Annotated in this window: 22 protein-coding genes; 10 read left to right on the forward strand and 12 right to left on the reverse strand. The window is 73.2% G+C overall.

Annotated elements, in window-relative coordinates; all coding sequences use genetic code 11:
- Positions 1–13: 13 nt before the first annotated feature.
- The 5 genes from ACI79R_RS22140 to ACI79R_RS22160 are packed head-to-tail and all read left to right on the forward strand — an operon-like array spanning position 14 to position 4,701.
- Positions 14–1,309, forward strand: a complete 1,296-nt coding sequence (locus ACI79R_RS22140; RefSeq protein WP_456575840.1) for an ABC transporter substrate-binding protein — start codon at positions 14–16, stop codon at positions 1,307–1,309.
- The gene (locus tag ACI79R_RS22145; protein ID WP_456575841.1) at positions 1,306–2,064 is read left to right on the forward strand and encodes an ABC transporter ATP-binding protein; all 759 of its coding nucleotides are present in this window, start codon (positions 1,306–1,308) and stop codon (positions 2,062–2,064) included. The genes ACI79R_RS22140 and ACI79R_RS22145 overlap by 4 nt, the downstream gene beginning before the upstream one ends.
- Positions 2,061–2,771: an ABC transporter ATP-binding protein gene (locus tag ACI79R_RS22150; RefSeq protein WP_456575842.1), complete on the forward strand. Its 711-nt coding sequence runs from the start codon at positions 2,061–2,063 to the stop codon at positions 2,769–2,771. The genes ACI79R_RS22145 and ACI79R_RS22150 overlap by 4 nt, the downstream gene beginning before the upstream one ends.
- Positions 2,768–3,637 (forward strand): branched-chain amino acid ABC transporter permease, encoded by an 870-nt coding sequence (locus ACI79R_RS22155; protein ID WP_456575843.1) that lies wholly within the window; start codon positions 2,768–2,770, stop codon positions 3,635–3,637. The genes ACI79R_RS22150 and ACI79R_RS22155 overlap by 4 nt, the downstream gene beginning before the upstream one ends.
- Complete coding sequence (locus ACI79R_RS22160; RefSeq protein ID WP_456575844.1) at positions 3,634–4,701, forward strand: branched-chain amino acid ABC transporter permease; 1,068 nt, start codon at positions 3,634–3,636, stop codon at positions 4,699–4,701. The genes ACI79R_RS22155 and ACI79R_RS22160 overlap by 4 nt, the downstream gene beginning before the upstream one ends.
- Positions 4,702–4,723: 22 nt before the next feature.
- Here the strand turns inward: ACI79R_RS22160 and ACI79R_RS22165 are convergent, their stop codons facing one another.
- Entirely contained in the window at positions 4,724–5,593 is an 870-nt protein-coding gene (locus ACI79R_RS22165) for an AAA family ATPase (protein WP_456575845.1), read from the reverse strand.
- A 34-nt stretch (positions 5,594–5,627) separates the two neighbouring features.
- Positions 5,628–7,010 (reverse strand): VWA domain-containing protein, encoded by a 1,383-nt coding sequence (locus tag ACI79R_RS22170; protein WP_456575846.1) that lies wholly within the window; start codon positions 7,008–7,010, stop codon positions 5,628–5,630.
- A gap of 84 nt (positions 7,011–7,094) precedes the next feature.
- Here ACI79R_RS22170 and ACI79R_RS22175 point away from each other — a divergent pair, with 84 nt between their 5' ends.
- The 4 genes from ACI79R_RS22175 (at position 7,095) to ACI79R_RS22190 (ending at position 10,976) form a co-directional block, all read left to right on the forward strand.
- Positions 7,095–7,841 (forward strand): hypothetical protein, encoded by a 747-nt coding sequence (locus ACI79R_RS22175; RefSeq protein WP_456575847.1) that lies wholly within the window; start codon positions 7,095–7,097, stop codon positions 7,839–7,841.
- A 106-nt stretch (positions 7,842–7,947) separates the two neighbouring features.
- Entirely contained in the window at positions 7,948–8,481 is a 534-nt protein-coding gene (locus tag ACI79R_RS22180) for a hypothetical protein (protein ID WP_456575848.1), read from the forward strand.
- A 30-nt stretch (positions 8,482–8,511) separates the two neighbouring features.
- Positions 8,512–9,504, forward strand: coding sequence for a hypothetical protein (locus ACI79R_RS22185; RefSeq protein ID WP_456575849.1), 993 nt, complete (start codon positions 8,512–8,514; stop codon positions 9,502–9,504).
- A gap of 5 nt (positions 9,505–9,509) precedes the next feature.
- Positions 9,510–10,976, forward strand: a complete 1,467-nt coding sequence (locus ACI79R_RS22190; protein ID WP_456575850.1) for an aldehyde dehydrogenase family protein — start codon at positions 9,510–9,512, stop codon at positions 10,974–10,976.
- Positions 10,977–11,054: 78 nt separating this feature from the next.
- Here the strand turns inward: ACI79R_RS22190 and ACI79R_RS22195 are convergent, their stop codons facing one another.
- The 10 genes from ACI79R_RS22195 to ACI79R_RS22240 all read right to left on the reverse strand — a co-directional run bounded on the left by ACI79R_RS22195 (position 11,055) and on the right by ACI79R_RS22240 (position 20,935).
- The gene (locus ACI79R_RS22195) at positions 11,055–12,197 is read right to left on the reverse strand and encodes a thiolase family protein (protein ID WP_456575851.1); all 1,143 of its coding nucleotides are present in this window, start codon (positions 12,195–12,197) and stop codon (positions 11,055–11,057) included.
- Positions 12,198–12,221: 24 nt separating this feature from the next.
- On the reverse strand, positions 12,222–13,262 hold the full coding sequence (locus ACI79R_RS22200; protein WP_456575852.1) for an acyl-CoA dehydrogenase family protein: 1,041 nt from the start codon (positions 13,260–13,262) through the stop codon (positions 12,222–12,224).
- Complete coding sequence (locus tag ACI79R_RS22205) at positions 13,259–14,035, reverse strand: enoyl-CoA hydratase-related protein (protein ID WP_456575853.1); 777 nt, start codon at positions 14,033–14,035, stop codon at positions 13,259–13,261. Before ACI79R_RS22205 ends, ACI79R_RS22200 begins: the two co-directional genes overlap by 4 nt.
- A complete protein-coding gene (locus ACI79R_RS22210) occupies positions 14,035–14,898 on the reverse strand; it encodes a 3-hydroxyacyl-CoA dehydrogenase family protein (RefSeq protein WP_456575854.1) in 864 nt (287 codons plus the stop codon). Before ACI79R_RS22210 ends, ACI79R_RS22205 begins: the two co-directional genes overlap by 1 nt.
- Positions 14,899–14,926: 28 nt before the next feature.
- Positions 14,927–15,805, reverse strand: a complete 879-nt coding sequence (locus ACI79R_RS22215) for a 3-hydroxyacyl-CoA dehydrogenase family protein (protein WP_456575855.1) — start codon at positions 15,803–15,805, stop codon at positions 14,927–14,929.
- Positions 15,806–15,863: 58 nt separating this feature from the next.
- Entirely contained in the window at positions 15,864–16,616 is a 753-nt protein-coding gene (locus tag ACI79R_RS22220) for an SDR family NAD(P)-dependent oxidoreductase (RefSeq protein WP_456575856.1), read from the reverse strand.
- A complete protein-coding gene (locus tag ACI79R_RS22225; protein ID WP_456575857.1) occupies positions 16,613–17,842 on the reverse strand; it encodes an acyl-CoA dehydrogenase family protein in 1,230 nt (409 codons plus the stop codon). Before ACI79R_RS22225 ends, ACI79R_RS22220 begins: the two co-directional genes overlap by 4 nt.
- Positions 17,839–18,633 carry an enoyl-CoA hydratase/isomerase family protein gene (locus ACI79R_RS22230; RefSeq protein ID WP_456575858.1) on the reverse strand — a complete coding sequence of 265 codons (795 nt, stop codon included), beginning with the start codon at positions 18,631–18,633 and terminating at the stop codon, positions 17,839–17,841. Before ACI79R_RS22230 ends, ACI79R_RS22225 begins: the two co-directional genes overlap by 4 nt.
- Entirely contained in the window at positions 18,626–19,882 is a 1,257-nt protein-coding gene (locus ACI79R_RS22235; protein WP_456575859.1) for a CaiB/BaiF CoA transferase family protein, read from the reverse strand. The genes ACI79R_RS22230 and ACI79R_RS22235 overlap by 8 nt, the downstream gene beginning before the upstream one ends.
- A 129-nt stretch (positions 19,883–20,011) precedes the next feature.
- The gene (locus ACI79R_RS22240) at positions 20,012–20,935 is read right to left on the reverse strand and encodes a VOC family protein (protein WP_456575860.1); all 924 of its coding nucleotides are present in this window, start codon (positions 20,933–20,935) and stop codon (positions 20,012–20,014) included.
- A 228-nt stretch (positions 20,936–21,163) separates the two neighbouring features.
- On the opposite strand from ACI79R_RS22240, the gene ACI79R_RS22245 reads away from it, so the two are divergent.
- Entirely contained in the window at positions 21,164–23,158 is a 1,995-nt protein-coding gene (locus ACI79R_RS22245) for an acetoacetate--CoA ligase (RefSeq protein WP_456575861.1), read from the forward strand.
- The last annotated feature ends 20 nt before the right edge of the window (positions 23,159–23,178 follow it).

Consider the following 23,178-nt stretch of genomic DNA (forward strand, 5'->3'; position numbering starts at 1 on the left):
TGAGGAGGATCCCGTGCACCGTCGCACGTCCCGCTCCACCGTCCGGGTGCTGGCCGTCGTCAGCGCCGGCCTGCTGACCCTCACCGCCTGCGGCGGCGAGCTGGGGGGCGGTGCCGGCGGAGGCGGCGACGACGCCACGCTCACCATCGGCTACGTCACCCCGCAGACCGGCCCCCTGGCCGCCTTCGGCGAGGCCGACGCGTTCGTCGTCGACCAGATGACCACCTACTTCGCCGACAACCCGCTCGAGCTGGGCGGCACGACCTACGCCGTCGAGATCGTCGTCAAGGACACCCAGTCCGACAGCGTGCGCGCCGGCGAGGTGGCCGCGGAGCTGATCAACGACGACGGCGCCGACCTGATCCTGGCCGCCTCCACGCCCGACACCGTGAACCCGGTCGCCGACCAGTGCGAGGCCAACGGCGTCCCGTGCATCACCACCGTCGCCCCGTGGCAGCCGTTCTTCTTCGGCCGGGGCGGCACCGAGGACGAGGCCTTCGACTGGACCTACCACTTCTTCTGGGGCCTCGAGGACGTCGAGGCGGTCTACCAGGACATGTGGAGCCAGGTCACCACCAACCAGCAGGTCGGCGCGCTGTGGCCCAACGACCCCGACGGCAACGCGTGGAGCGGCGACTTCCCGGGCGCGGTCGAGCCCAACGGCTACACGATCACCGACCCGGGCCTGTACGAGAACGGCACGCAGGACTTCTCGGCGCAGATCTCGGCCTTCCAGGGCGCCGGCGCGCAGATCCTGGCCGGCGTCCCGATCCCTCCGGACTTCGCCACCTTCTGGCAGCAGGCCCAGCAGCAGGGCTTCCGCCCGGTCATCGCCACGGTGGCCAAGGCGATCCTGTTCCCCTCGGCCGTCGAGGCGATCGGCGACTCCGCCGACGGCCTGGGCACCGAGGTCTGGTGGAGCCCGCAGCACCCCTACGAGAGCTCGCTGACCGGGCAGGGCGCCCAGGACCTCGCCGACGCCTACGAGGAGGAGACCGGCCGGCAGTGGACCCAGCCGATCGGCTTCGTGCACGCGCTGTTCGAGGTCGCCGTCGCCGCGCTCACCGAGGCCGACGGCACCGACGGCCAGGCCGTCGCCGACGCGCTCTCCGGCCTGCAGGCCGACACGATCGTCGGGCCCCTGGACTGGACGTCGGGCCCGGTGCCGAACGTCGCCAAGACCCCGCTGGTCGGCGGCCAGTGGCGGCTGACCGACGGCGGCGAGCACCCGTTCGAGCTCGTCATCGTCAGCAACAGCGAGGCGCCCGAGATCCCGACCGCCGGCACGGTGGAGCCGCTCGGCTCATGACCGCACCGCTGCTCGAGGTCGCCGGCGTCGGCAAGCGCTTCGGCCGCCTGACCGTCCTCGACGACGTGTCGTTCACCGTGGCGCCCGGCGAGGCCTTCGGCATCGTCGGGCCCAACGGGGCCGGCAAGTCCACCCTGCTCAACGTGGTCAACGGGGTGCTGCGCCCCGGCAGCGGCACGGTCCGCTTCGACGGCACCGACGTCACCCGCACCGGCGCGGCGGCCCGCTGCCGCGCCGGCGTGGGGCGCAGCTACCAGATCCCGCGGCCCTTCGGCGGGATGACGGTCTTCGAGAACGCCCTGGTGGCCGCCACCTTCGGTAGCGGCGCCCACGGGCGGGCCGCGGCCGAGCGGGCGTGGCGGGCACTGGAGACCGCCGGCCTGGCGGCGCAGGCCGACAGCCCGGCGGGCGCCCTGCGCCTGCTGGACCGCAAGCGCCTGGAACTGGCCCGCGCCCTGGCCACCGAACCCCGGCTGGTGCTGCTCGACGAGATCGCCGGCGGGCTCACCGAGGGCGAGGTGCCCGCGCTGGTGGAGACCGTTCGCGATCTGGGCCGCCAGGGCGTGGCGGTGGTCTGGATCGAGCACGTCGTGCACGCGCTGGTCGCCGTCGTCACCCGGCTGATGTGCCTGACCTACGGCCGGGTGCTGGCCGTCGGCGACCCGCACGCGGTGCTCGCCGACCCCGAGGTGGTCGAGGTCTACCTCGGCTCCACCATCGCCGGCGACGACCCCGCCGCGGAGGAGACCGCGTGAGCGCTCCCCTGCTCGAGGTCGATGACGTGCACGTGTCCTACGGCGACGTCCCCGCGCTGCACGGGCTCACCGTGTCGGTGGCCGAGGGCGAGACCCTGGCGGTCATCGGCGCCAACGGCGCCGGCAAGTCCACGCTCCTGAAGACCGTCTGCGGCCTCCTCCGGCCCCGACGCGGCGACGTGCGGCTGGACGGCGCCTCGGTCGCCGCCGTCCCGGCGCACCGCCGGGTGGAGCACGGCATCGCCATGAGCCCCGAGGGACGGAGGCTGTTCCCCAGCCTCACCGTCGAGGAGAACCTGCTGGTCGGCGGCTATTCCCGGCGCACCGGCCCGTGGCACCTGCGCTCGGTCTGCGAGCTGTTCCCCCTGGTCGCCGAACGGCTCGACCGCCCCGCGGCGAACCTGTCCGGCGGCGAGCAGCAGGCCGTCGCGATCGGCCGCGCGCTCATGGCCAACCCGCGGCTGCTGCTGCTCGACGAGGTCTCCCTCGGCCTGGCGCCGGTCGTGGTCGCGCAGCTGTACGCCGCCCTCCCGCGGATCACCGAGCAGGGCACCACGGTGCTGGTGGTCGAGCAGGACGTGCACCAGGCGATGGCCGTCGCTGACCGCGTGCAGTGCCTGCTCGAGGGCCGCACGGTGCTCGAGGGCCCGGCGGACCGGATCGATCCGGCGGAGCTGACCGCCGCGTACTTCGGGGTGGGCCGATGAGCTGGGTCAACGCGGTCGTCCAGGGCCTGCTGCTGGGCGGGCTGTACGCGCTGGTGGCCGCCGGGCTGTCGCTGGTGTTCGGCGTCATGCGCATCGTGAACCTCGCCCACGGGGTGCTGGCGATCCTCGCCGCCTACGGCGCGCTGCTGCTGGCCGACGAGCTGGGCTGGAACCCGTTCCTGTCGCTGCTGGTCGTCGTGCCGGTCATGGCGGCGGTGGGCTACCTCCTCCAGCGCGGGCTGCTGGACCGCGCACTGCGCGGCGGCGAGCTCTCCCCCCTGCTGGTCACCTTCGGCCTGGCCATCGTGCTGCAGAACGTGCTGCTCGAGGTCTTCTCCGCCGACAGCCGGCGGCTGGACGTCGGCGGCCTGGGCACCGGCGGGTTCCGGGTGGCCGACGGGCTGTCCATCGGCTGGTTCCCGCTGCTGGCCGCGCTGATCGGCGTGCTGGTCATCGCCGGCCTCGGCCAGTTCCTCGCGCGAACCCGCACCGGCCGCGCGATGCGCGCCACCAGCGACGACCAGGAGGCCGCACGCCTCATGGGGATCGACAACCGGCGGTTGTACGCGGTGGCCACCGCGATCGCTCTGGGCACCGTGGCGATCGCCGGGGTGTTCCTGGGTGCCCGGTCCAGCTTCGACCCCGCGGCCGGCGCCACCACGCTGATCTTCGCCTTCGAGGCCGTCGTCATCGGCGGTCTGGGGTCCCTGTGGGGCACCCTGATCGGTGGGGTCGTCCTGGGGGTCGCGCAGAACGTCGGCGCGGCGATCGACCCCGCCTACGGCGTGCTCGCCGGCCACCTCGTGTTCCTCGCCGTGCTGGCCCTGCGCCCGCGTGGCCTGCTCCCCTCGGCGGTGACCGCGTGACGCAGCTGCAGCCCCCCACCACCGGCGCGGGTGCGGCCGCCGCGGATCCCGGCGGCGTGCCGCGGATCCGGCGCGGCGGCTGGACCTCCCGCATCGGCGGGCTGGGGCTGGTCGCCCTGGTCGCCGTGCTGGCCTACCTGCCCTATGTCGTCACCCGCGGCACGCAGGTGGACCTGGTCGGCTTCTACGCCCTGGTGGTCCTCGGCACGACGTGGAACCTGCTGGCCGGCTACGGCGGCATGGTCTCCATCGGCCAGCAGGCCTGGATCGGCCTCGGCGGGTACGGCCTGGTGTACCTGGCGCAGAACCTGGGCGTGGACCCCTTCCTCGCCGTGCCGGTGGCCGCCGTCGTCTGCGGCCTGCTCGCCTGGCCCACGTCCTACCTCGCGTTCCGGCTCTCCGGCGGCTACTTCGCCATCGGCACCTGGGTCATCGCCGAGGTGGTGCGGCTGCTGGTCACCCAGGTCGACGCGGTCGGCGCGGGCTCGGGTGCCTCGCTGACCGCCTTCGCCGGCATCGAGCCGCTGTACCGGATCGCCTACGTCTACTGGATGGCGCTGGCCATCGCCGTGCTGGTCGTGGTCGGCGTGTACCTGCTGATGCGTTCCCGGCTGGGCCTGGCACTCACCGCGATCCGCGACGACCCCACCGCCGCGTCGTCCTCGGGCGTGCGGGTGACCGGGGCCAAGCGGCTGGTGTTCGTGCTCGCCGCGGCCGGCGCCGGCCTGGCCGGCGCGGTGATCGTGGCCAACACGCTGCGGGTGCAGCCGGGCGCGATCTTCAGCGTGGACTACTCGGCGATGATGATCTTCATCGTCGTCATCGGGGGTCTGGGCACGATCGAGGGTCCGCTGATCGGCGCGCTGGTCTTCTACCTGCTCCAGGACACCCTGGCCGACCTCGGCAACTGGTACCTCGTCGTGGTCGGCGGCGTGGCCGTGCTGGTCACCCTGCTGGCGCCCAAGGGGCTGTGGGGCCTCACCCGCGGCCGGGTGGAGCTGTTCCCCATCGGCTACCGCGTCCGGCCCACACTCCCCCGCGCACGGCGGGCCGGCGGCTCCTGACCCCGGAGCCGCCGGCCGCGCCTCAGCGCAGCTGCAGCGCCTCGACCGCCCGCTCGTGGTCGCCGGCGTCCTTCAGGAGGACCCCCAGCGTCTGCTCGATGGCGGGCCCGTCGACGCGGTCGTGTCCCAGCCGCGCCAGCGCCCGGGACCAGTCGATGGTCTCCGCGATCGACGGCGGCTTGCGCATGCCCATCCCGCGCAGCGCGGCGACGACCCGAGTGACGCCGTCCGCCAGCTCCTCCGACAGCTCGGGGACCCGGGAGAGCACGATGTCGCGTTCCCCCTCCGGCGTCGGATAGCCGATGTGCAGGTACAGGCACCGGCGCTTGAGCGCCTCGGAGAGCTCCCGCGTGCCGTTCGAGGTCAGCAGCACGAACGGCCGGCGTTCCGCCGTGATGGTGCCGAGCTCGGGCACCGTGACCTGGAAGTCGGCCAGCACCTCGAGCAGCAGTCCCTCCAGCTCCACGTCCGCCTTGTCGATCTCGTCGATGAGCAGCACCGTCGGGTCGCTGCGGCGGATCGCGGTCAGCAGGGGGCGGGCGAGCAGGAACTCCTCGCCGAAGATGTCGTCGTGGACGGCGCCCCAGTCCCCGCCGTCGCCGGCCTGCGCGGCCTGGATCCGCAGCAGCTGCTTCTTGTAGTTCCACTCGTAGAGCGCCCGCGACTCGTCGAGCCCCTCGTAGCACTGCAGGCGGATCAGCGCGGCACCGACGGCCTGCGCGATCGCCTTCGCCAGCTCCGTCTTGCCGACCCCCGCCGGCCCCTCGACCAGCAGCGGCTTGCCCAGGGAGGCGGCCAGGAAGGCCGCCGTGGCGATCTGGGCGGTGGGCAGGTACCCGGTGGCCACCAGGCGGGCCTGGGTGTCCTGCACCGAGTCGAACACGTCCTCCACGAGGGTCCTCCGTACGTCGAGCGGGGTGGTCGGGTCAGCGCAGCGCGGCCACGGCGTCGCCGAGCTGCCGCAGCGTCGACACCTCGCGCATGAGGTCGGCGTGTGCGGCGTAGTCGCCCGCCAGCGAGTCGCCGGTGTCCCATTCGGCGGCCGGCTCGGGGTTGAACCAGTACAGGTGCCGGCACCTGCGGTGCAGTTCGGCGAGCTCGGCGAGCGCCGGGGAGCGGTCGTGGCTGCGCGCGTCGCCGACCAGCAGCAGGGTCGTGCGCGGTCCGATCGCGGACGGCCACCGCTCGAGGAAGGAGCGGAGCGCGCCTGCGTAGTCGCTGCGCCCGTCACCCTCGACCAGGCCGCGGCGTCCCAGCAGCTGGCGGGCGTCGAGCATGCCGTTGGACTCCTCGAGCAGCCCGGAGATCTCGACGATGCCGTCGATGAAGACCCAGGAGCGCACCCGCTGGAACTCGTCCTGCAGCGCGTGCAGGAGTGCGAGGGTGAACGGAGCGAACTGCGCCACGGACCCCGAGACGTCGCACAGCACGACCAGCTCCGGCCGGGTCGGGCGACGGCGGCGCAACACCGGTGCGAGCGGCACCCCGCCGGAAGCCATGCTGGACCGGATCGTGCGGCGCATGTCCAGGTGGCCGCTCCCTCGCCGGCGTCGTCGGCCCAGCCGGGCGGCGATCTGCCGGGCGAGCGGACGCACCGCGCGGCGGAGCGCGTCGAGCTCGTCGGGCCCCGCGGTCAGGATCGGGAGGGCGTCGAGCCGCTCGTCGGCCGAGGCGTCGGGGCCGTGCAGAGCAGCGAGCCGCTCGCCCACCAGCCGCTCCACCATCTGGATCAGGGCCCGGACGTCCCGCTCCGCCTCCGCGGCCGACAACCGCCGTTCGGTCTCCCCGTCGGGTCGTCCGGCGGCGATGAGCTGGCGCAGCACGGCGTCCAGTCCCATGCCGCGGAGCACCCGGGCAGTGTGGTGCCGCTCGCCGCGGACCTGCTGGTCCAGGCCCGACCAGGTGTCGACGGCCCGCTCGGCCAGCTCCTCCAGAGCGGCGTCGTCCCCGGCGCGCAGCGCGTGCAGGAGGTCCTCGTCGGACGGGGCATCGCCCGGCGCGGCCCCGTCCCCGTCCTCGCTCCCGGTCCCGTCCCCGGCCTCCGGCGACGGCACGACCCCGGACCGCTCCACGCCGGGGCGGGCGCGTGGCAGGTACCGGTCGAGCAGCTGGTCGAGGATGGCGGCGTCCTCCTGGCTCTTGGCGAGGGTCGCGCGCAGCGAGCCACAGACCTCGTCCCGGGCACCGAGGTCGACGCGGAGCAGAGCGCGGGCCGCGTCGATCACGTCGCTCGAGGCCACCGGGACGCCGCGCCGGCGCAGTTCGGCGGCCAACGTGACCACCAGCTGCGGAACCACGGCGATCGGCATTGGACACCCGTCAGCTCAAGAAGTACGTTCAAGGCAACTGTTAGACATTAGAACACTCGGAGAGTGGTAGTGGAACCGTCGAGCATGCTGCTGAGCCTGGGCCTGACGCTGCGCCGGGATCACAGCCCGGACCGGCGTCAGCACATCGCGATGCTGGCAGGCCGGCTGGGCTACCACAGCGTGTGGCTGCCGGTGGACGACGCGACGGCGGCGGACTCGGCGGCCGAACTGGACGCTCTCCGGGCGGCCACGACCAGCCGGGTCGGTGCGGTCGTCGACGTCACCGAGGCGCCACGCTGGCTGGCGGCGGTGGCCGCCTCGCGCCCGGACCTCCTGGTGGAAGTGGACGCCCCCGGCGACACGCGGGCCGAGTTCGTGTCCGCCCTCGGCGGCGACCGCGCCTGGGCGGAGCGGGCCTTCGTCCGCGCTCTCGACCCCACCGCCGCCGCTCTCGTACTCGCCGCCGCCCCCCGTGCCGCGCTGGCCGACGACGCCCGCCGGGCCGTGGCTGCCCGGGGCGTCGCGGTGCGGCCGCGCATCGCCGTCGCGCTGGGCGTCTCGATCGGCCGGACGATGAGCGAGGCCGAGGCGCGCGCCCTGCGCGACCTGCACCTCGCCGATCCCGCCGCTCGCGGATCCGCCCTGTTCGGCACCTTCGAGGACGCCCAGGAGCAGGTCTTGCAGCTGGCCGCTGCCGGCGTGGGGTTCCTGCGGTTGAACTTCGCCGACGAGCACGACGTCGCCGACCTCCTCGCGCAGTTCCGCGCCGTCGTCACCGGCCCCACACCCGTGCTCCACGCCGCCGCCCAGCGGCGCGCCCTCACGGACTGACACCAACTAATCCTCCAACGGTCGGACAATTGACGAAGACCGCACCGCCAGGCATCCTCGATCGCACAAAGACCGTGTCGTCACGGATGGACAAGAAGGCAGGCTCATGAGCACGTCGACCGACACCCTCCACGGCAAGCAGCGCTCCAGCTACACCACGAAGTTCGGTTCCCTCGCACAGTTCGAGAAGGGCGGCGTCGAGATCATCAACGACGACCCGCGGCACTACGCCTTCTCCAACGTCTTCGAGGTCGCCGCCAACGCGCGGCCGTACGAGAAGACGGCCGTGGGCAAGAACATGGAGTACGTCATCGAGGCCATCCGGGCCGAGGGCGTCAGCACCTGGCGTACCGCCGCGCACGACGAGTTCGCGCTCGTCATGGACGGCGAGGTCGAGATCACGCTGGTCAAGCTGGACAGCCCCGCGCTCCCGGCCGACTCGCAGGGGTCGATCGAGCTCTCCGGCGAGCCGCAGGGCCGGCGGATGGGCCGCGTCGTGGCCCGCCGCGGTCACCTGACCCTCCTCCCGGCCAACTGCGCCTACCGCTTCTCCGCGGAGCGCCCGGGCGTGATGCTGCAGCAGACCATCGCCGGGCCGGACACGCTGTTCCGCTGGGCCGAGATCTGCCAGTCCCTCTGACCGATCCGACGAAACGCTAGGAGCACCGAGATGACCGTCATCGCCGAGCCCCAGGTCCAGGTCCAGGCCACCGAGCCCAACAGCGAGGGCTACCGCGAGTTCTCGCTGGGCCAGTTCCACTTCAAGCGCGACGAGTACTTCGCCTACATCAGCTGGCCGACCGGTTCCCACGTCATGAGCGTCGACGCCTTCCTGCGCGCCATGCAGCGCGACGTGGCGTGGGACTTCTTCTACGGCACCGTGAACTTCGACGGTGTCTTCGGCACGGTCAACCACTACGGCACCGTCGACATCTTCGCGGGCCGCTTCAACGAGTCCTACCGCAAGGCGGAGCTGGACTACTCCGAGAACGTCGAGACCCCCCAGATCCGCGAGACGTTCAAGGCCGTGCTCGACGACTGGACCAACGAGTCCTTCGACCCCTTCGCCTCGCCGCACGAGACCGGGTCGGCCTTCGGCATCAAGAACGGTGACAACACCGGCGCAGTCACCCGTGAGCGCGTCACCGCGTCCCGCATGGTCGGGCTGCCCGGCGACGCGCCGCTGCGTACCGACGAGTCCGGCTACCCCGTCAACCGCATGTTCGCGGACGTGCCGCAGGACGAGCCGGAGATCTACCCGGAGCCCGGTTTCGAGGGCGAAGTCTCCTCGTTCTCGCTCTTCGCCTACCTGTCGCGCTCGGACGTGACGTGGAACCCCTCCGTGGCCAGCGTCTGCAAGGAGTCGCTGTTCTGCCCCACGACCGAGGAGTACATCCTCCCGATTATCCACGGCAACGACCGGGTCGAGTGGTTCATCCAGATCTCCGACGAGATCACCTGGGAGGTCGAGGACCGGGAGACGGGCAACGTGCGCGCCCGCGTGGTCATGAAGGCCGGTGACGTCTGTGCCATGCCGGCCGACATCCGCCACCAGGGCTACTCCCCCAAGCGTTCGATGCTGCTGGTGTGGGAGAACGGCTCGGAGGCCATCCCGGACCTGATCGCCAGCGGTCAGGCCCCCACCTACCCGATCGACTTCTGAGCCTCATGCAGACACAGCTCCTGATCGGCGGCGAGTTCGTCACCGGTGCCGACGGCGCGACCATCGACGTGCACGACCCGCACGACGGGTCGCTGCTCGCCCAGGTGGCCGAGGCCAAGGCCCCTGACGTCGACCGTGCCGTGCAGGCGGCACGGTCGGCGTTCGAGGGGTGGCGGGGGACGCCGGCCGACCAGCGCGGCCGGCTGCTGCTCAAGCTGGCCGACGCCATCGAGGCCAACGCCGAGGAACTGGCCCTGCTGGAGACCCGGGACACCGGTCACCCCATCCGGGACACCCGCGGACTGGACGTGCCGCGGACCGCGGCGACCTTCCGCTACTTCGGCGGCATGGCCGACAAGCTGCAGGGCACCGTCGTCCCGGTCGAGGCCGGGTTCCTCGACTACGTCCTGCGCGAGCCGGTCGGCGTCGTCGGTCAGATCGTGCCCTGGAACTTCCCGCTCATGTTCACGAGCTGGAAGATGGGCCCGGCGCTTGCGGCCGGCAACACGGTGGTGCTCAAGCCCTCGGAGCTCACCCCGCTGTCGACCCTGCGCATCGGCGAGCTGATGCTGGAGGTCGGCTTCCCGCCGGGTGTGGTGAACATCGTCACCGGTTACGGGGCGACGGCCGGCCAGCGCATCGCCGAGCACCCCGGGATCGACAAGGTGTCGTTCACCGGGTCCACGGCCGTCGGGCGCGGGATCGTCAGCGCCAGCGTGGGCAACCTCAAGCGCGTCCACCTGGAGCTGGGTGGCAAGGGCGCGAACATCGTGTACGAGGACGCCGACGTGGCGGCCGCCGTCAACGGCGCCGCTTTCGCGATCTACCACAACCAGGGGCAGGCCTGCATCGCAGGCAGCCGGCTCATCCTGCACGAGGCGATCGCCGACGAGTTCCTCGAGCGGTTCACCGCGCTCACCGAGGGGATCCGGCTCGGCGACCCGAAGGACCCGGGCACCGAGATGGGTCCGCTCACCTCGCCGGGACACCGCGACCGCGTGATCAACTACATGAAGATCGCGGAGGACGACGGCGACACCATTCTCACCGGCGGAAAGGCACCCACGGACCCCGCCCTGACGGGGGGCTGCTACATCGAGCCCACCGTCGTGGCGACGCAGCCGACCCACCGGCTCGCCCGCGAGGAGGTCTTCGGCCCGGTCGTGGGGGTCCAGCGGTTCCGCACGGACGAGGAGGCACTCGCGATCGCCAACGACGCCGACTACGGCCTCGGCGGCGGGCTGTGGACCCGGGACCTGGCCCGGGCGCACCGGGTCGCGCACGCCCTCCGTGCGGGCATGGTCTGGGTGAACTCCTACAAGCGGGTCAACCCCGGGTCCCCGTTCGGGGGCGTCGGGCAGAGCGGGTACGGCCGCGAGATGGGCTTCGAGGCCATGCACGAGTACACCGAGGCAAAGGCCGTGTGGATCAACTACGACGCGCAGCTGCCCACGCTGTACGGCAACCGCTGATCCCAGCGAGCACGACAGAGGGCCGCCCCGTCGACGCGAGTCGACCGGGCGGCCCTCCGTCGTCGGGGCCGCGCGGGATCAGAGCAGCTCGAAGACCGTGGCGTTGGCCTGGCCGCCGCCCTCGCACATCGTCTGCAGCCCGTAGCGGATCCCGCGCTCGCGCATGTGGTGCAGCAGGGTCGTGGTGATGCGGGCACCCGACCCACCCAGCGGGTGCCCGAGGGCAATGGCCCCGCCGAGCGGGTTCAGCCGGGCCTCGTCCGCACCGGTCTCGGCCAGCCAGGCCAGCGGCACGGGTGCGAAGGCCTCGTTGACCTCGTAGACGCCGATCTCGTCCAGGGACAGGCCGCTGCGGCGCAGCGCCTTCTCCGTCGCGGGGATCGGCGCGGTCAGCATCATCACCGGGTCGGCGCCGGCCACGACCGCCGTGTGGACCCGCGCGACCGGGGTCATCCCGAGCTCACGGGCGCGTGCGGAGGTCGTCACCAGCAGCGCCGCGGCGCCGTCGGAGATCTGCGAGGCGTTGCCCGCGGTGACCACCCCGCCGTCGGGCGACACCGTCCGCAGGCGACCCAGCACCTCCGCCGTGGTGCCCGGGCGGATGCCGCCGTCCTCCTCGACGAGCGTGCCGTCGGGTAGCGACACCGGCGCGATCTGCCCGGCGAAGCTGCCGACGGCGCGCGCCGCGGCCGCCTTCTCGTGGGACGCCACGGCGAACTCGTCGCACCGGGTACGGGTCAGCCCCCACTGCTCGGCGATCATCTCCGCGCCGACCCGCTGGTCCGGCGGCCCGCCGTACCGGCTCGCGTAGCGGGAGCCGAACGGATCGGCGGTACCCACCGCACTGCCCATCGGTACGCGGGACATCGACTCGACGCCGCCGGCCACGACGACGTCGTAGTGGCCGGCGACCACGCCGGCGGCCGCGAAGTGCAGCGCCTGCTGCGAGGAACCGCACTGCCGGTCGACCGTCACGCCGGTCACCGTCTCGGGCCACCCTGCGGCGAGCGCCGCCGTGCGGCCGACGTCCCACGTCTGCTCGCCCACCTGGGACACGCATCCCCAGACGACGTCCTCGACCAGCGCGGGGTCCACGCCCGCCCGCTCCACCAGCGCGCCCAGCACGTGCGCCGACAGATCCACCGGGTGCACCCCGGCCAGGCTCCCGTTGCGCCGCCCCACTGGCGTACGCACCGCCTCCACCACCACCGCGTCCCGCACGACTGCTCCTCCGTCCGGTCCGGCTCAGGCGGGGACCGCGCCGACGAGGGCGCGTCCCTGGGGGGCTGCCGTGCCCATGGCATCGACCGCCGCGCGCAGCGAGACCGCGTCCCGCAGCAACCGCTCGACGGGGTACTCGGCGAGGTAGCCGTAGCCGCCGTGGGACTGCAGCGCGCCGGCCGCGACGTCGACTGCCGCGTCGCACGCCTCCCGCAGGAGTGCGGTCGCCCCCAGCGACGAGCCGGGGTCGGCCGCGAGCAGCGCACCGAGGACGACGGAGGTCCGCGACGCCTGGGCGAGCAGTGCCGCGCGGACGGAGGCCAGGTCGGTGAGCGGCCCGCCGAACTGCCGCCGTGCGCGGGCGTACTCGCGGCTTGCGTCGGCGGCGGCACCGGCGATCCCGACGGCCACGGCCGCGGCGGCCAGGCGCAGTCGCGCCCGGACAGCGGGCACCGGCACGCCGGTCAGCTCCTGCGCCGTCTCCCCCAGGCGCCCGAGGACGCGCAGCGGGGCGGTCAGCGCCCCCGCCAGGCCGGTCCGCCGCAGGACCGCACCCCGGGTGAGGGCGGCGGGCCGCAGCAGCAGGGCGCTGTCCCCGCCGGTCAGCACCAGCAGGTGGACCTCCTCGGCGGCGGCGTCGACCCGGTCGACGCTCCCGGTGACCGTCTGCGCGTCGCGGGACAGGTGCACCGCGGTGCCGTCCGGCTCGACCACCGCCACGGCGGCGCGGCCCTCGTGCAGGGCGGCGACGAGGTCGGGGTCGGCGCCCGAGGGCGCCAGCGCCTCCACGGCGGCATGGGCGTGCGCCGCGGCCAGACCCAGGGCCGGCCAGGAGCGGCCCAGCCCCTCGAGGACCACCGCGGTGACCGGCCACGGCGCTCCTCCGCCGCCGAGCGCCTCGGCAGTGCCGAGGGTCCACAGCCCCAGCTCGGCCAGCCCCCCGCGCAGTTCGGCGACCTGTGCGGGATCGTCGGTGAGGACGACGTCCCGCCCGGTCGTCAGCGCGGTGAGCACCGCGACGACGTCCCGCTGGTCGTCGTCGAGGACGGGACCCAGCCAGGTCACGACCAGAACCGGTCCGGGTTCGGTGGACGGCGCTCGGCGAACGAGGCGCTCACCTCGTGCGCCTCACCGGTCGTCAGGTAGGCGGTCAGGTACTGGTCGTGAGCCAAGCGCGCCTGCCCCGAGACGCCGTTGTGGCGGCCGGAGAACGCCGTCTTGAGGGCCCCGATCGCCAGGGGGCTGCGGGTGGCGATCGTGCGGGCGACCTCGGTGGCCCGCGCCATGAGCTCGGCGGCCGGGACGACCTCGTTCACCAGGCCCATGGCCAGCGCCTGCGCAGCGCTGTACTTGGCGTTCAGGTACCACATCTCCTTGGCGCGCTTGCGCCCGATGGTGTCCTCCAGGTACCAGGTGCCGTAGCCGGCGTCGAAGCTGCCGACCATGGGCCCGACCTGCCGGAACACCGCCGTCTCCGATGCGATCGACAGGTCGCAGACGGTGTGCAGGACGTTGCCGCCGCCCACGGCGAAACCGTTGACGGCGGCGACCACCGGCTTGGAGATGGTGTCGATCGCCTGGTAGACGTCGATGATCGGCAGCACCTGGGACTGGTCGAGCGAGGTCAGCGGGTCGTGCTCGCCGCCGATGCAGAAGAACCTGTCGCCGGTCCCGGTCAGCACCGCGACCCGCAGCGCGGGGTCCAGCCGGAAGCGCTGCAGGGCGTCGAAGAGCTCCAGACACGTCTGGGCGCGGAGCTTGTTGCCTGCGTCCGGGCGGTTGATCGTGAGGGTCAGGACCGCGTCGTCGGCGCTGACCGTGATGTCGTCGTAGGCCATCAGCCCTGCTCCGTCCCGGTGCGGAAGCCCCGGCCGTTCTTCCGTCCGAGGTTGCCGGCGGCCACCATCTGCTGCAGCAGCGGCGGCGAGGCGAACCGCGGGTCGAGGGTCGCCTCGTAGGCGCTGGTGGTCGCGTGGTCGTGGACGTCGAGGCCGATCATGTCCAGCAGCTCCAGCGGTCCCTGCTTGTGGCCCAGGCCGAGCTTGACGGCGACGTCGATGTCCTCGGCGCTGGCCAGCTCCTCGTCGTACGCCTGCACGACGTCGTTGAGGTAGGGCATGAGCAGCCGGTTGACCAGGAAGCCCGGGCGGTCCTTGACCACCACCGGCGTCTTCCCCATCGACTCGACGAGCGCCACCAGCCGGTCGACGACGGCCTCGTCGGTCTGCAGCGCCCGGACGACCTCGACCACGCGCATCAGCGGCGCCGGGTTGAAGAAGTGCAGGCCGGCGAACCGGCCGGGGTTGGCCACGGAGGTCGCCAGGTCGGTCACCGACAGCGCGGAGGTGTTGGTGGCGAGGACGGTCTGCTCCCCCACCTCCGCCGCGACCCGGGCGAAGAGGTCGCGTTTGACGTCGCGGTCCTCCGTCACCGCCTCGATGACCAGGTCGACCTCGGCGAGCCCGGCGGCGTCGGTGACGCCGGAGACCCGCGCCAGTACCTCGTCCCGCTGCTGCCCGGTGGTCTTGCCGCGGGTGACCCCGCCGTCCAGGAAGGCCGTGAGGATGCCGGTGCCGGCGTCGATGCGGGCCTGGTCGGTCTCCAGGACCGTCACGGTGCGGCCCGACTGGGCCAGCACCTGCGCGATCCCGGCACCCATGGTCCCGAAGCCCAGGACGCCGACGTGCTGCAGATCGGTCATGCCGTTCCCTCCTCGTGCGCCGGCGTGTTCACGAGCCGAACAGTCGCGTGTCGTCGTAGGTGTAGAAGCCGCGGCCGGTCTTGCGGCCGAGGTCGCCGGCGGCCACCATCCGCTCGACCATCGGCGGCGGGAAGAACCTCGGCTCGCGCAGCTGCTCGTACAGCCGGGTGGCGACCTGCTGGTGGATGTCCATGCCGACGATGTCGAGCAGCCGGAAGGGGCCCATGGGGTGCCCCAGCGCGCCGGTGACCGCCGCGTCGATGGACTCCTTGGTGCCCAGGCCCGCCTCGAGTGCGGCGATGCAGCTGTTCTCCCAGGGGATGAGGAAGCGGTTCACGATGAACCCGGGCCGGTCCTTGGTCACCACCGTGGTCTTGCCCAGCGAGTGCAGGAACGCGACGGTGGCCTCGTGCGCCCACCCGGCGGTGTGCCGGCCGTCGGCCACCTCGACCAGCTTCATCAGCGGCGCCGGGTTGCAGTAGTGCGTGCCCACGACGCGCTCGGGCAGCGTGGAGCCCGAGGCGATCCCGGTGACCGACAGCGTCGAGGTGTTGGTGTGGAACAGCGTGCGGTCGGACACGACGGCGTCCAGCCGGCCGAAGAGGTCCTTCTTGAGCGCCAGGTCCTCGTACACGGCCTCGATGACGACGTCGCAGCCGGCCAGGTCGGCCATGTCCGTGGTGCCCTCGAGGCGCGCCTTGGTGGCGGTGGCGGCGTCCGCGTCGAGTTTGCCGAGGGAGACGCTGCGGTCGAAGAAGCCGTGGACGGTGTCGATCCCCCGCTGCAGGTTGTCCTCGTCCACGTCGAACAACAGTGTCCGGTGGCCGGCCCGGCTGGTCACGGTCGCGATGCCCGAGCCCATCGTGCCGGCGCCGAGGACGCCGACGGTCTTGTGGTCAGTGCTCACGAGCGGCCTCCGGCTCGGTCGGTGGGGTCGGTGCTGACGTGGCGGCTCACGTGGCGGCTCACGTAGCGGCCTGGCCGCCGTCGACGACGACGACCGTGCCGGTGGTGAAGTCGGACGAGCTGCCCGCCAGCAGCAGGACCCACGGGGTCAGCTCGGCGGGGTCGGCGATGCGCCGTGCCGGGACGGTGCGCAGCACCTTCGCCGTCATCTCCTGGTCGGCGCGCAGCTCGGCGTTCATGTCCGTCTCGAAGTAGCCGGGGGCGATCGCGTTGACCTGGACGCCGTACCGCGCCCACTCCACGGCCATCGACTTGGTGAAGGCGATCACCGCGGCCTTCGACGCCGAGTAGGCCGCGTGGTGCGGGATGCCCTTGAGCGCGAAGTTCGAGGCGATGTTGACGACCTTTCCCGAGCCCTGCGCCACCAGGTGCCGGCCGACGGCGCGGGTGGCCAGGAAGGTGCCGCGCAGGTTGGTCGCGACGATCCGGTCCCAGTCGTCGGCCGGCTGGTCCAGCAGCGCGGTCGTGGTGAGCACGCCGGAGTTGTTGACGAGGACGTCGACCCGCCCGAACGCGGCGACGGTCTTCTCCACCATCCGCTCGACCGCGTGCTCGTCGGTGACGTCGGTCGGGCAGGCGAGCGCCCGCCCCCCGGCGTCCTCCACCTCCGCGACGAAGGCGTCGAGCTCCGTGCCGGTGCGGGCCGCGACGGTGACCGCCGCCCCGGACGAGGCGAGCGCGGCGGCCATCGCACGGCCGAGCCCGCGGCCGGCCCCGGTGACGACGGCGACCTTGCCGTCGAGTGTGGTCATGAGAGCTCCTCCATGGCGCGGGTGGTCTCGCGGCCGATGAGCAGCCGCTGGATCTCGTTGGTGCCGTCGTAGATCTGGGTGACCTTGGCGTCCCGCAGGCAGCGCTCGACGCCCAGCACCGCCAGGTCGCCGTGGGCGCCCAGCAGCCGGGTGGCGGCGACGGCGGTCTCCCAGCCCAGGTCGGTGCAGCTCTGCTTCATGATCCCGATCTGGCCGGGCGAGGCGTCGCCGGTCGCGTCCACGTGCCGGGCCACGCCGTGCAGCAGCAGCCGCCCCTGGAGGATCCGGCCGCGCAGCTCGGCGAGGACGCCCAGCGCCTCGTCGGGCAGCCGGGGGCCGTGCAGCCGGCGCAGCTGGGCCAGCGCGCGGGCATAGGCCGCCCGGGCCAGCCCCACCCCCTGCGCGGCGGCGCTGATGCGCGACTTCACCACCGAGCTCATGACGACCTGCCAGCCGCCGCCCTCGGTGCCGAGCCGGTGGTCGGCCGGCACCTGCACGCCGTCGAAGAACAGCTCGGCGGTCGAGGAGCCGTGCATGCCCATCTTGGCGAACGGCCGTCCGGCAGAGACCCCGGGCGAGGTTCGGTCGACGACGAAGGCGCTGATGCCGCGGCGCCCGGCGGACCGGTCGGTGCTGGCGAAGCAGATGACCACGCGGGCCCGGTCGCCGGTGGTGATGAAGGTCTTCGCGCCGTCGATCCGGTAGCCGTCCCCGTCCGGCCGGGTTGTGGTGCGCATGCTCGCGACGTCGCTGCCGGCCTCGGGCTCGGTGATGCCCAGCGAGCCGTACCAGCTGCCGTCCAGCAGCCGCGGGATGTACCGCTCCTGCAACTCCCGGGTCCCCGCGAGGAGGATCGGGAAGGCGGCGTGCATCTGGGTCATGAAGACCAGGCTGGTGGCCGCGCAGCCGGCGGTGACCTCCTCCATGGCGACCGCGTAGGCGACGTGGGTGTCCCCCGTGCCGCCCAGGTGCTCGGGGAAGACCAGCCCGGAGAGCCCGGCCGCCGCCAGCGCCTGGTAGCTCTCGTGCACGAACTCGCCGGTGGCGTCGGCGTGCGCCGCCCGCGGCGCGACCTCGCGGGCGACGACGTCGCGGGTGCGGTCCCGGATCTCCCGCTCGCGCGGCGTCAGGGCCGCGTCGGCGACGGGCTCGTCCAGCAGGTCGTGCAGGGCCAGGTATGCCTGGGGATCGGTGTCCAGCTCGAGTGGCTCGAGCAGCCGGCTCATGCGGCCCCGCCGGCGGCGTCGAAGCGTGGCGGACGGCGCTCGAGGAAGGCGGCGATGCCCTCGGTGGACTCCGCGCCGGCGATGGCCAGCGCGGCGTACCCGGTCTCCAGCGCGAGGCCGGCGTCGAGCGGCGCGTCCCGGCCCGTCTCCAGGGCGGACAGGATCGCGCGGACGGCACGCGGGCCCTGCGCCGCGATCGTGCCGGCGATCCCCAGGGCGGTCTCCAGCAGCTCGTCGGGTGCGACCGGTGGCACCGGGGTGAGACCGAGGGCGTAGGCACGGTCCGCGTCGAGCCGGGTCCCGGTGAGCATCAGGTGCGCGGCGACCGGCGCCCCGAGCGCGCGGGCCAGCCGCTGGGTGCCGCCGTAGCCAGGGATCAGGCCCAGGCCGGACTCCGGCAGGCCGAGCGAGGCCCGCGTAGACAGCACCGGGAAGGTGGCGGCGAGCACCAGTTCGAACCCGCCGCCGAGGGCGACGCCGTTCACCGCGGCGATCACCGGGACGGCGGCCCGCTCGATGTCGCGCATCACCTGCTGGCCGGCGCGCATCTGCTCGAGAGCCTGGTCGGCGGACATGCCGTCGAGTTCCCGGAGGTCGGCGCCGGCGCTGAACGCCTTCACCCCGGTGCCGACGAGGACGACGGCCCGGACCGCCGGGTCGCCGGCCGCGGCCAGGACCGCCTCCCTGATGCCGGCGAGGACCTCCCCGTTCAACGCGTTGTGGACCTCGGGCCGGTCGATGCGGACGACGGTCACCGCCCCTGCGGGCTCCACCACCACGACGTCAGACACGCAGGGCCTCCTCGGAGTCCGACGCGGCACCGACGCCCAGCCCGGGCCCGGCGACGGCGCCGGCGGCCAGCAGCCTGGCCATCTCGGCGTCGTCGTAGCCGAGCTCGGCGAGCACCTCGGCGGTGTGCGCCCCCAGGTCGGGGAAGCGCTCGTTGCGGGGGACGGGCACGGACGTCAAGCGGAACGGGCTGCGCACGGTCGTCAGGGCACCGTCGCTGCCCGGCACGGGCAGCAGGGCGCCGCGGGCGACGACCTGGGGATCGCGCACCACCTCGGACAACGACTGCACGGGCGCCGCGGGGACCTCGACCGCCGCGAGCAGCCGCAGCCACTCCTCCGCTGGCCGGCACGCCAGGACCTCGGCGACCTCCGCGGTGACCCGCGGGCGGTGCGCCCGCCGGCCCGCGTTGTCGGCCAGCTCCGGGTCGGTGGCGAGGTGCTCCAGGCCGATCGCCCGGCAGAAGCGCTGCCACATCAGGTCGTTGCCGATCGCCACGACCAGCGTGCGGTCGGCGGCCTGGAAGGGCTGGTACACCGCGAGCACGCTGTCGGTGCCGCCGCTGGGCGCGGGCTCGGCCTCGCCGGCCAGGAAGGCCGCGATCCGGGGGGCCATCAGCGCCAGGTCGGTGTCCAGCAGCGCCACGTCGACGATGTCGCCCCGGCCGGTGCGGGCCTGCCGGACGAGCGCGGCGTTGATCGCGACCGCGGCGCTCATGCCGGTGACGATGTCCGACAGGGCGGTCGAGACCCGCTGCGGGCTGCGCCCCCGCTCCCCCGTGACCGACATGAGCCCCGACCGGGCCTGGGCCACAAGGTCGTACCCGGGCAGGGCGCGGTCCGGGCCGTCGAGCCCGAACCCGGACAGCGCGCAGTAGACCAGCCGTGGATTGCGCGCCAGCAGCGCCGGCCCGTCGATGCCCAGTTGCTCGAGCTTGGCCGGGTTCGTGCTCTGCAGGAAGACGTCGGCGGAGTCCACCAGCCGCAGCAGCGCCTCCCGCCCACCCGGGGCGCGCATGTCCAGGGCGACCGACCGCTTGTTCCGATTGACGGAGGCGAACCAGGCCGAGGTGCCGTCGGAGAACGGCGGCCCCCAGCTCCGGGCGTCGTCACCGGAGCGCGGCCGCTCCACCTTGATCACGGTCGCGCCCAGGTCGGCCAGGTACATGGACGCGGTGGGGCCGGCGTACGACGTGGTCATGTCGACCACCCGCACCCCGTCGAGGGGCCCGCCGCCGGGGGGGAGCTCCACTGTGCACTTCCTCTACGGGGGTGATGGGCCGCGGCCCTCGAGGGTCCGAGCGGTTGCTGGGGGTCCTGCCGGTCCGGCGCGGCGCCCGGAGGGACCGAGGTCCACCTCCGGAGCGCCGGCGCCGGTCGCTCAGCCGTCCTCGTCCGGCGGGGCACCCGGGACGCGGGCGTGTCCCCACAGGTGCGCGGAGTCGTACTCGGCGGTGACCCAGGTGGCGTCGTCGATGCGCCGGCCGTTCCAGCCGTACTCCATCTCGCAGTTCGACGGCGTCCGGCAGTAGAACGAGGTCATCCGGTCGTTGAGGTGCTTGCCGAGCGTGCTGGTCAGCTGCGCTCCGCCGGCGTAGACCTGGTCGAGCGCGCGGCCGACCGTGTCCAGCTCGGTGACCTCCAGCATGAAGTGGTGCAGCCCGACGGCGTGCTTCGCCTCCCAGACGGCGAGGGTGTGGTGGCGGGGGTTGAGGTGGGTGAACAGGACGCTGGCGTCCGCGGTCACCACGCGGTCGCTGACGCGGAAGCCGAGGGTGTCGACGTAGAAGGCCTGCGCCTCGGCGAAGTCCGGCATCATCAGGACGACGTGGCCGAGACCCATGTCGTCGGTGACGAACGTGGCTCCGCGCGGGGACAGGAAGGGCTCGGAGGAGACCTTGGCGCCGTAGAAGAACTCCAGCTCGATGCCGGCCGGGTCCTTCGCCCGGAACAGCCCCGTCACCATGCGCTCGCGCGCCGTCTCCGGGTCGTGGGTGACGGGGACGCCCGCCGCCTCCATGGTCGCCGCCAGGTCCTCGAGGTCCCGCTCGCCGGAGACCTCCCAGCCGATGTGGGCGACCGAGCCGTCGCCGGGGGTGACGGCGATCCGCCACGCCCGCTCGTCGGCCCGGAACAGCAGCCGCTCGGGGGTCGACTCGGGAGCGACCTGCAGACCGGCGACCTGGGTCCCGAACCGCTCCCACTCCCCCAGGTCGGGTGCGGTCAGGCCGATGTACCCCAGCGACCGGAGCTTGCTGACCGGAGGCGACGCGGTGGGGGCGGGGGTGGGGGCGGGGGCGGACATCGATCTCACCTCTCGTCGGCACTCCGGCGCGGACGACCGTGGCCCGGACCGGACCGTGCTTCGGTCCAACAATTGCCTAATAGCCCAGACAGCCTCTAATGGTACGGTCGGTTGCGTCAAGACCTGAGTCCTACCCCGTCAGTCGGCGTGGACGGTGTCTCCCACTCCCCCTGCATCGCGGCAGGCGTGCCTGCCGCGGTGCGCCCGCCCGCCCGGAGGTGCAGCCACATGACCGGCTCCACGGTCGACCCCGTCGTCGCCGTCCCCCCCATCTGGGAACCGGATCCCGCACAGGTCGAGCGCAGCCGCATTACGGCCTTCATGCGCACGGTCGAGCGGACCCATGGGGTCGACCTCCCGGACTACGAAGCGCTCTGGCGGTGGTCGGTCGACTCGCTCGAGGACTTCTGGCAGGCATGCTGGGACTTCTTCGACATGCGCAGCGACCCGGCACCCGGCGTCGTCCTGGCGTCGTCCGACATGCCGGGGGCCGAGTGGTTCCCCGGGGTCCGGCTCAACTACGTGGCGCACGTGTTCCGCGATCGTGACCCGGACGCCGTCGCCGTGGTCGAGGTGGTGGAGAGCGGCGCCTCGCGTTCCCTCACCTGGGCCGAGCTGGAACGACAGGTGGCGACGGCAGCGGCGGCCCTGCGCGGGCTCGGCGTCGTTCCCGGTGACCGGGTCGTCGGCTACGTGCCCAACTGCGCGGCATCGGTGGTCGCGTTCCTCGCCACGGCCGCTCTCGGGGCGGTCTGGTCGTGCTGCGGTCCCGACTACGCCGCCGAGGCGGCGGCCAAGCGGCTGGCCCAGCTCGAGCCGCGGGTCCTCATCTGTGCCGACGGCTACCACTTCGGTGGCCGCACGTACGACCGCCGCGACGAGGCCGCGGAGCTCGCCGGCCTGCTGCCCACGGCCACCGACGTGCTCCACGTGCAGCACCTCGGCCTGGACCCGATGGACGTCCCCGGGCGCCGCGTCATGACGTGGGAGGGCGCGCTGGCCGCCGCGGGCACCCCCCAGCTGCGACCGGAGGCCGTTCCCTTCGCCCACCCCCTCTGGGTGCTCTACTCCTCCGGCACGACCGGCATCCCGAAGGGCCTCGTGCACGGGCACGGCAGCGTCACGCTGGACTTCCAGAAGATGGCCGGGCTCCACCTCGACATGACCGGCGACGACCGGCTGTTCTGGTACACCACGACCAACTGGATGATGTGGAACTTCAACGTCAACGCCCTGCTCACCGGGGCGTCGATCATCGTCTACGACGGCAGCCCGGCCCATCCGGTCCCCGACCAGTTCTGGCGGGTCGCCACCGAGCACGCCGCGACCGTCGTCGGCACCAGCCCCGGCTACCTCCTGGCCACCGAGCGCGCGGGGGGCGACGTCCCCCGCCCGGCCGGCCTGCGCATGATCGGCGCCACCGGGTCGCCGGTGCCGCCGGGCGCCTACTACTGGGTGCGCGAGGAGTTCGGCCCGCGGGTGCCGCTGGTCTCGATGTCGGGCGGCACGGACATCGTCTCGGCCCTGGCGACCGGCGCCCCCAACAAGCCGATCTGGCCGGGCGAGATCTCCTGCCGCGCGCTCGGCGCCGCGGTCGACACACTCGGTCCGACCGGCGCCGCGGTACACGGCGAGGTCGGTGAGCTCGTGGTGACCCGGCCGATGCCCACCATGCCGGTGACCCTCTGGAACGACTCCACCGGGGAGAAGTACGCAGGCGCGTACTTCGACACGTTCCCCGGCATCTGGCGGCACGGGGACTGGGCGACCGTCACCGACCGGGGCACCGTCGTGATCCACGGACGGTCCGACGCGACCCTCAACCGGCACGGCGTGCGACTGGGGAGCGCCGACATCTACGAGGTGGTCGAGCAGCTGCCCGGGATCCGCGAGGCGCTGGTCATCGGCGTCGACCTCGCGGACGGCGGCTACTGGATGCCGCTGTTCGTCGTGCTCGACGACGGCCGGACCCTCGACGAGGCCTTCCGCAGCGAGATCGCCGGCGCCATCCGCCGGGAGACCTCGCCCCGGCACGTGCCCGACGAGATCCTCCAGGTCCCGGCGATCCCGCACACGCGCACCGGCAAGAAGCTCGAGGTGCCGATCAAGCGGATCCTGCAGGGTGCGCGCCCGGACCAGGCCCTCAGCCTGGACGCGGTCGACGACCCCACCGCCCTGGACGCGTTCACCGGCCTGACGCCCCCGGCCGGCACCCGCCGCTGACGACGCCGGCCGGCTCCGCC

Source organism: Blastococcus sp. SYSU D00820 (genome assembly GCF_054050695.1).